Genomic DNA, 8206 nt, shown 5'->3' on the forward strand with positions numbered 1-8206 from the left:
GCTATCGATGCAGTGAAGAAATTAGCAAGAGATGTTAATATTCCAGAAAAACTCTCTATGATTGACGTTAAAGAAGAAGATCTTCCTTCACTATCAGTAGATGCATTTAATGATGTTTGTACTGGTGGTAATCCTAGAGATTGTACCGCTGATGAGTTATTAGAAGTGTATAAAATTGCCTTCTAGTAATTTATTTTTTGATTGAAAGAACAAGCGATGATTTTTCATCGCTTGTTTTAGTTTAAAACGTATCTTTATCCCTCAACAGATGCTCATTACCTTTTCTACGTAAGAATCCCGAACGATCAAAATATTCAATTAACTGTACAGTAACCTTGCGTCCGTAACCGATTTTATCTCGCAACTGATTAACCGAAATTGAACCGTTTTGTTCAATAAATTGTTTAATCTCTTGAGCAAAGACAGAGATTTGTTCTTGTAGCAAAAAGCGATCTTTTACAATCGGTACAAGATAACCTAACTTTCCTGCTTTATAGAGTAAATTGCGGGTTTCTGTTTCATCAGCTAATAATTCATTAGCAATATCCCGTACCCATAATGCTTGGTTAGTTTGTTCAAATAGCGGTCGGATCTCCGCCCATTTTTGCAATTCTTCGGCGTTAAATTCAATGCGATGCTCTGGTGTGTGAATCCAACCTCGTGTTTGAGTGAGCTTTTTGGTCAGTACCAATTCATCAATAAAATGAGCAATCAAACTTTCAGGTTGGTCAAGGGCTGATAAGCGGTGTAAACGTGCTTTAGTTATGCCTAATTGGTCGTTGTGTAATGTGTGATATTCCGTAAGTTTATCGATAATTCGCTGTTGAATCTGTTGCTGAAAGGCAGAAGTAAATATCCACTTACCATAATGGTTATAGCCTAAATTTAATATATCTGCTTCTTGTACTTGCTCTTGCCACACTAATTGCTCGAGAGGCATTGTTTTGGTTGATAAATAAAGTGCAAAACGTTCATTTAAAGTGACCGCTTGTAATAGTTTTTGGAGATAAGCTAAACGTTCTTCACTGCGTTTATGTCGTTTTGGGGAAAATATTTCTAAAACTTCCGTTCCTGCTAAGGTTTGGCTATCGTCTCCACTGCGAATTATCAGTTTATCGCCCAATACAATATGGAGTGGTTCATCTAAAATGATTTCTGCAAAATATTCGCCATTTCTGACCGCTTGTTTAGCATTCAATAAATTGACTTTGCCTGTAATATGACTAGCATAGTGATAGAGATGCGCGACAGTATTTTCTTTTAAAGTTTGATCAGCAAATAGGCGGACTGTAATGCGATCGGTGGCATAATTAGGTTGTAATGAAGTGAGCCAATCCCCACGGGCAATATCTGATTTATCCACATTCACAATGTTTAAGGCTAAACGTTGTCCAGCAAGTCCTTGTTCTGATACTTGATTTTGTGCATGAATATTTCTCACTCGGACTTTCTCTCCGCTTGATAGATACAATTCATCGCCAATTTTGATTTGCCCTGCAATCGCTGTACCTGTTACCACTAGCCCAGCACCTTTGACATTAAACACTCGGTCAATCGCATAGCGGAAAGGTTTATTAAGTAAATGGCTAGACTTATTTAATTCAATTAAATGTGCTTTTAATTCTGCAATACCTTGTCCAGAATGAGCAGAAGTTACAAAAAAGTATGACTGATTAAGGAATGGGTATTGATGCTGAATATCGCTAATAAGCTGATCGATATGAGATGGCTCAACACGATCTGCTTTAGTAATAACTACCATAATCTGCGAAAAATTTAGCAATTTTAAAATAGTTAAATGCTCACTCGTTTGCGGTTTAATTCCTTCTTCCGCAGAGACCACCAATAAAGCGTGTTGAATCCCACCTAATCCCGCCAACATATTTGATAAGAAACGTTGATGCCCCGGCACGTCAATGAAACCTAAAATATCATTTTCAATCGGCAAATAGGCATAGCCTAAATCAATGGTAAGCCCACGCTTTTTTTCTTCGGGCAAATGAGCCGTATTTATACCTGTGAGTGCTTGTAATAAAGCGGTTTTACCGTGATCGACGTGTCCTGCGGTAACGATGATCATAATCCATTTTCCTTATCATTTAACATTGTGATTAAATCTTCAAATTGTGCCACACTACGTAAATCTAACCACATTTTTTGTTGAGCAAGACGAACGATTATCGGCTGTGGTAAAGCTTTAAATTGTTGCTCTAAGGCTAATAAATCTCGTTGATTTTCACTTGAAATAGTTAGAGCGATTGATTCAATTTTTTCTGTAGGTAAGGCGCCACTACCAATTTGAGCAAAGCTAGGCTCAATTTGCAAAATATAACGAGAATCTAACCGCTTGCTTAATGCTTGTTTGAGCTGTTGTGCTTTTTCAGTCAATTGCTTAATAGACTGTGTGAGTAAGTGTAATGTCGGTAGATTCTCGGTAAGCTGATCGGGGAACAAATAATCACGTAAAGTCGCTTCTAAAGCAGAAAGAATCACTTTATCGCAACGTAAAACACGTTTTAGTGGGTGTTTTTGTAGTTGTTGAATCCATTGTTTTTTACCGACAATAATACCGGCTTGAGGTCCACCCAATAATTTATCGCCAGAAAATGAAACTAAGTCCACACCTGATGCGACTTTTTGTTGCACCATCGGTTCAGCAGGTAAACTCAGGGCATTCATATCCGTAAGAGAACCACTGCCTAAATCACTGATAACTGGTAAATGATACTCTTTTCCAAGTGCGACTAATTCCTCTTCACTGACACTAGCAGTAAAACCTTGAATCTGAAAATTACTGGTGTGAATTTTCATTAAGAATGCGGTATTTTCTGTAATAGCATTGCGGTAATCGTGTAAATGAGTGCGGTTGGTCGTGCCGACCTCAACTAGTTTACATCCTGCTTGTTGCATAATATCGGGAATACGGAATGCACCGCCAATCTCGACTAATTCACCACGAGAAACGATGACCTCTTTCCCTTGTGCAAAAGTTGCCAACATTAGTAAAACGGCTGCCGCATTATTATTTACTATACAGGCTGATTCTGCCCCTGTGATTTTATGGAGTAATTCTGAAATGTAAATATCTCGATGGCTACGTTTGCCTTCCTCAATATCAAATTCTAAAGCTACATTATTTCGCATTGCATTAGTTGCCGCTTCAACCGCTCTTTCTGACCAAAGGCTCCGACCTAAATTTGTGTGCAATACTGTGCCAGTTAAATTAAATACAGGCTTCATTGCAATTTGCTGTTGAGCAAATAATTGTGTTTTTAAGTGGGTGAGGAAGATAGATTCAGACAGTAAAAATTCGGGTAATTCATTTTTATGTTGAATATGGTCACGAGCTTGCTCAATCAGTTTTCTAGCTTGTTCAACAAAAGCTTGATGCCCAAATTGAGCTATTAACTCTGTGCCAAGTGGACTTTTTAGCAATTTATCAATGGAAGGAATAGAACGAAATAAGTGTTGCATACTGAATCCTATGAGATATTTTGCCTAATTCTAATAAATTCAGTAGAATGGCGCCAGTTTTTCGGAAGTGAGTCATCTCCGGTGAGGTGGCAGGACTTCAAATCCTGTTGAGGACGCCAGCGTTCTCGGGTGGGTTCAACTCCCATTCACTTCCGCCAATCCATGTTTTTCTATGTTCTCTAACGTAATCCTAGCACATCAAAACCCTTGTAAATACTAGCTTTTCTAATTTAAAATGTAATTTGACGTAAGCCGAAGTAAGCCCACAGCAACACTAAAAAGGGTACAAGATTTAGGTACAAGTAGGATTTACTCCCTAGAAAACACGAAAAACAGAAAAAAACTTGTACCTATTTTTGCCTAGAACCATTGGTAGCAAAGGCTCTATAGATGGTTGCTGAAATGACTTTTTAAGTATTTTTCTTGTACCTATTGCGATGAATAATACAAAATGACTACTCTCACAGATACAAAAATAAAACAGGCAAAACCGAAAGAAAAAGACTATATCCTCTCAGATGGTGGAGGATTGCGTTTAATCGTGAAAAAGAACGGCACTAAAACGTGGGTATTAAACTATTACAAGCCATACATCAAAAAGAAAAGCAATATTACAATAGGGACATATCCCGTCATATCTCTTGCTATGGCGAGAGAAAAGCGAGGGGAGTTTAAGGTATTGTTAGCTCAGGATATAGACCCAATAGAGCATAGAGAACAACTAGAGAGAGAAAAAGCGGATAGGTTAAATAGAACCTTTGAAAAAATGGCTTGGACTTGGTTCGAGGCAAGAAAGCTACAAGCTAACTTCTCAGAGAGAACTGCCAAAGATACGATGGCATTGATGAACCGCCATATCATTCCACTTTTAGGCAAGTACCCTATTGATAAAATCACTCCCTTAATCGCCATCAACGCATTAAAACCATTAGAGGAACAAGGAAAGCTAGAAACAGTTAAAAAGATTCTAAGCAAAATAAACGATGTAATGCGTTTTGCTCTCCATCGTGGCTTTATTGCTAGTAACAACCTAGCCCAGATACATAAAGAATTTGATAAGCCAGTATCAAAAGGAATGAACACGATAGACCCCGAAGAAATAGACGAATTCCTTACTTTGCTTTATCAAGCTAGAGATAACAATAGATTTTCTTTGAATATCTTCTATGCCGTTCTGCTAGTCATGCTAACAGGTAGCAGACCGAGCGAAGTCGCAAAGGCAAAATGGGAAGATATAAACTTTCAAGAAAGAACTTGGACGTATAGAGTACAAAAAGGCAATAAGAATCTACCAGAGGGGCGGGAGCATATCGTTACCCTATCTACTCAAGCTATCGAAGTGCTAGAAAAGGTTAAGGTTTATAATGCGATAGTTCCAATGGCTTCTAATAGTCCTTTTGTATTCGTTAGCCTTACCGCCAAAAGTGGACATATTACGATTGAGGCAATACGGCAAGCTATCATAAAGTCTTTAGGTGTGGGTAGGTTAACCACACACGGAATAAGGCACTTATTCAGCACCACATTAAACGAAACAGGGGCATATAGTGCTGACTGGATAGAATCTGCTTTATCACATAAAGACAAAGACAGAATGAGAAAAACCTACAATAAAGCTCAGTACCTAGAACATCGTTTCTATATGCTTCAAGAATGGGGCGACTATATTGAAGAAAACGCACCTAAACCTTTCCTATAACCAAGTGGGGCATTAGCCCTTTTCTTTTCTCTCAATCCCTCTAATTTCAGTTGTTTCGTTATCGAAACAGCTCAACCGTGGACATATCTCCATGGTTCAGTCGTGGTCATATGACCATAACTGGATCAGTCGTGGTCGTATAACCACAACTCAACCTATTTTTTATTTTTTCTCACGTGGGAAAGGTATTTTTTTGTAGGACAATTAGGACAATTTTAACAAAATATAATAATATCAATCACTTAATAAAAATTATTGTCCTATTTTACCCCTAAATTGTCCTATTTTGCCCCCGTTTTGTCCTCATTTTTCCTTAAATTGTCCTATTTTCGAGGAATTTTGTCCTATTTTTTAGGTGTTTTGTCCTACTTTTTAGCTTGGAATTGATGAAAATTGATGAAATTAGCGATGAAAGACAATGACAAAACCCAAATTTGAGCTTTGCTATAAAAACAACAAGTTAAAGATAAATTATAGAGGTAGGGGGAGTTTTGGAAAGAAATCACGCAAGCCAGAGAACCGCCCTCCCCATTAGATTTTTACGCACAATGATTTTTTAGAAAATATAGGAACACGAGAAAACACACACCACAGGCAAGACAACAAAAACCAATTTTGGATTTTGCCAAGAAATCAATGCGTTACTTACCTAATACAGCCCGCCAACCTAAGAACATAAACCGCACAAATCACTGATTTTATACTCAGTATTTTTTACTTGACCTTACCCGCAATATAAAGATAATAATTCATGTAAGCGGACGTAATCCGAAGTAATCAAAAGTAAGATTTACCCCGCAATCAGAACATCAAGAATTAGCGTGGATAGTGGCGGAGTAATTAACCGACACGACAAGGTAATAACCCTTATTATTACTTTCCACGCTCTCACTAGATAAGGGCAAACGTAAGGGCGTTTTTATGGCATTACCACCATTAAAATATTATCGTTTAGATCAGGCAGTAAATCTTATAAATAATAATTTGGATGAAAACTTAACTATTCGGGATTTAGTAGAATACGCACATCAAGGAATTATAAGAATAGCTATGCCCATAGCAATAGGACAAGATAAGTTGGTTATTCCCAAAAGTGCGGTGAGGAGGGATTCTCGCTTTACAGTAAATAAGAGAAGTACGGTTGTTTTCCACTCTTCAGAGTGTATAGAAAAATTCAGAGTGGAACATCCTGAAAAAATGTCTTATTGGGATGCCTCAATAATTCAAGACGATTATTTTTATATAAGGTTTGATACGCCAAGAGTATCAAAAATTGGTGATGATCCACTTATACAACTAGAAAAAAAAGAAGATGGGGGAAAGGTTAAAAGAGTCGTTATTTCTCGTAAAGATAAGAGCCAAATATCTAAAAATCATTCTGTATTTTCCAGAAACACAAAACACAGTAACTACGAGAAAGAAACTTACTCAATGTTTGGGAAGATATATTTTAAGGGTTATGTTTATGCTAATTCGGACATAACTAACCATTTAAGAAAAATGGTAGAAAATAATATCACGGTAGATACCTTTGGTTTAGGGTGGTCGGTTAAATGGGAAAGTGTTGTTTTCCCTGATAGTAAAGTTGAAGCTCTTTTTTTTATAAAATTTGATTATTCTTCTGTACCAGTAGAGCGTATGGATGAAGAAAATTCAGTGATACTAGACATAAATGATTTTATTATCTATAAAGATCAAATTGATAAATTTATTAGTGTAGCAAAATCTAGTGATACAACCCCACCTAATGATTTAAACCTAGATAACGCTTTATATCTCATTGGGGAAATGCTTAAGGTTATCAAAAGCTCTAATGCTAGGAAATGGTCGCAAAGTTCAATTACCAATGAAATACTAATCAAAAGAGAAGGGAAAACAGTAAAAGGATTAGAAGAACGGAAAATACAAGCTTATTTCTCAAAAGCTAATGATATAGTAAAAAACAATCCAACAAATTAACCTACCGAAATGCCTAATTAGTTAGGCATTTTTTGTATATAAAACTAATAAATTCAATCATTTAATTTCGCAACGAAAAAATATTTTTCGCGTGCGATGAAATCAATTATCACACCAAGCAAACTACCCCCGAAGTATTTAATTATCAGTAAACACTATCGGAGGTATTTAATGGATATAACCAACACTTCACAAGAACCCATCATCGAGAAACGCTATACCTGTAAGGAGCTTATGGCTCTCGGTGGTGGGGTATCTCGTACATTCATTTACGACCAAATTAAAAAGGGTAATTTGCCTAAACCTGAAAAATGGGGGCGTTCTACTCGTTGGAAAGAATCAGACGTTAAAGCTTGGTTAGCGAGTTTCCAACCTGAAGCGTAGGGAGGTGAGCAATGAAAAGCAATAAACCAACACGAGAGGAGCGCATAGCTAGGGCTTTATTACTGAATGGTAGTTTTTCAGAACGTGAGGGAGTAACTCAACTCAACATCACAAGCGGACGAAATGAAATCTCAAATATTGAGAGAAAGCTAAACATTAAAGTAAATCGAGTATGGGAAAAGACAGCAGATGGGCTAGGACAATATTACCGTTATTCAATCGCAGATAAAGAACAAGCGTACAAGATGATCCAATTTACCAACACCTTAACCCAAGCACGCAATGCCGAGCCATTTAATGCGACAGAAACCAGAGCGATTTTAGCTAGATTTAAAGGAAAAATTTAATGAACGGTACTCAAAACCCAATCAAAGACTTTAAGCAATGGAAGAACGCACAGAATAGACCAAATACACCGTTAGAGATGTCAACAAAAGGCAACATTAAGGCAAAGGATAAACCCGCCAAAAAAGCGAATAAGGCAACGATATGGTTCTACCCACTTTATCAGATGAGCTATGTATTCCAACAAACAAAATGGAATATCGCAAGTTGTAAGAAAAATTACCCTGATTGTTTCCATTTTAAAAAACGATTAGCTAAAGAGGCGATAGAACTCGACCAGTATTTAAGAGAGGGGCAAGAGCTATTACAGATGTTCACTTCACTAGAAAAGCTACCGCCAGAGGA

6 protein-coding genes, 1 tRNA gene and 2 pseudogenes are annotated in these 8206 nt (G+C 37.1%); 7 read left to right on the forward strand and 2 right to left on the reverse strand.

Going from position 1 to position 8206, the window contains the following annotated elements; translation table 11 throughout:
* Window positions 1-186 (forward strand): annotated as a pseudogene (locus Q1J40_RS03800) (iron-containing alcohol dehydrogenase); the annotation flags it as partial.
* Window positions 187-241: 55 nt separating this feature from the next.
* Here the strand turns inward: Q1J40_RS03800 and selB are convergent.
* Together selB and selA are read right to left on the reverse strand one after the other, a co-directional pair.
* Window positions 242-2080, reverse strand: coding sequence for a selenocysteine-specific translation elongation factor (gene selB / locus Q1J40_RS03805; RefSeq protein WP_301098730.1), 1839 nt, complete (start codon window positions 2078-2080; stop codon window positions 242-244).
* Window positions 2077-3474 (reverse strand): L-seryl-tRNA(Sec) selenium transferase, encoded by a 1398-nt coding sequence (gene selA / locus Q1J40_RS03810; RefSeq protein WP_301098731.1) that lies wholly within the window; start codon window positions 3472-3474, stop codon window positions 2077-2079. The genes selB and selA overlap by 4 nt, the downstream gene beginning before the upstream one ends.
* Before the next feature lie 63 nt (window positions 3475-3537).
* On the opposite strand from selA, the gene Q1J40_RS03815 reads away from it, so the two are divergent.
* The 6 genes and pseudogenes from Q1J40_RS03815 to Q1J40_RS03840 form a co-directional block, all read left to right on the forward strand.
* Window positions 3538-3632: transfer RNA gene (locus Q1J40_RS03815), tRNA-Sec, on the forward strand.
* A 293-nt stretch (window positions 3633-3925) separates the two neighbouring features.
* Window positions 3926-5173 (forward strand): tyrosine-type recombinase/integrase, encoded by a 1248-nt coding sequence (locus Q1J40_RS03820; RefSeq protein ID WP_301098732.1) that lies wholly within the window; start codon window positions 3926-3928, stop codon window positions 5171-5173.
* A 921-nt stretch (window positions 5174-6094) separates the two neighbouring features.
* Entirely contained in the window at window positions 6095-7132 is a 1038-nt protein-coding gene (locus Q1J40_RS03825; RefSeq protein WP_301098733.1) for a hypothetical protein, read from the forward strand.
* Between the two features lie 171 nt (window positions 7133-7303).
* Entirely contained in the window at window positions 7304-7516 is a 213-nt protein-coding gene (locus tag Q1J40_RS03830) for a helix-turn-helix transcriptional regulator (RefSeq protein ID WP_301098734.1), read from the forward strand.
* An 11-nt stretch (window positions 7517-7527) separates the two neighbouring features.
* On the forward strand, window positions 7528-7863 hold the full coding sequence (locus Q1J40_RS03835; protein ID WP_301098735.1) for a PM1773 family protein: 336 nt from the start codon (window positions 7528-7530) through the stop codon (window positions 7861-7863).
* Window positions 7863-8206 (forward strand): annotated as a pseudogene (locus Q1J40_RS03840) (hypothetical protein); the annotation flags it as partial. The gene Q1J40_RS03835 and the pseudogene Q1J40_RS03840, both read left to right, overlap by 1 nt.

It is taken from the genome of Otariodibacter sp. (genome assembly GCF_029256985.1).
Taxonomy (GTDB): Bacteria; Pseudomonadota; Gammaproteobacteria; order Enterobacterales; family Pasteurellaceae; genus Otariodibacter.